This is a genomic window from Pseudomonas sp. 51_B (assembly GCF_017491595.1).
GTDB lineage: Bacteria > Pseudomonadota > Gammaproteobacteria > Pseudomonadales > Pseudomonadaceae > Aquipseudomonas > Aquipseudomonas promysalinigenes.
Genome location: NZ_JAFGYW010000376.1, coordinates 1 through 452 on the forward strand (window position 1 = coordinate 1; position 452 = coordinate 452).

A 452-nucleotide genomic window follows, 5' to 3' on the forward strand; every position below is an offset into this window, starting at 1 on the left:
GTCCCGCCGTCTTGCCGTTGAAGCACACCTTCGTCAGCTTCGGCGCGACTTCGCGCAGCGACGCGAAATCGTTCGGCTGCGCATGACGAATCGCCGCATCGAGGCTGCCCTCGCGATGGCATGCGGCGAGCACGTCCCAGATGCCGAAGCCGTGCGCGAGCACGCGCGCCAGCCGCGCGTCGTACGGCAGCGCGTGCAGCTGCGGCTCGCCGAGCACGGCCCCCAAGAGCCGCCAGAACTGATTGCGCGGATGCGCGTAGTACTGCGCGGCCGCGAGCGACGCCTCGCCGGGAAAACTGCCGAGAATCAGCGTGTGCGTGCCGGGCGACGCGACGGGAGGAAAGCCGCGCAGCATCACGTCTGCTCGAGGCCGCGCGCGCGGCGCTCGCCGTGTGCGTCGAGATGCCGCCACAGCGCGGGCAGCATGCATTCGGTCACCATCAGCGGCGTGC

At 70.6% G+C, this 452-nt stretch carries 1 protein-coding gene; it reads right to left on the reverse strand.

The annotated features are described in order from the left end of the window. On the reverse strand, positions 1–355 hold a 355-nt coding region (locus J5M56_RS25310), incomplete at its 3' end, for a DNA-deoxyinosine glycosylase (RefSeq protein ID WP_207938098.1). Between the last annotated feature and the right edge of the window lie 97 nt (positions 356–452).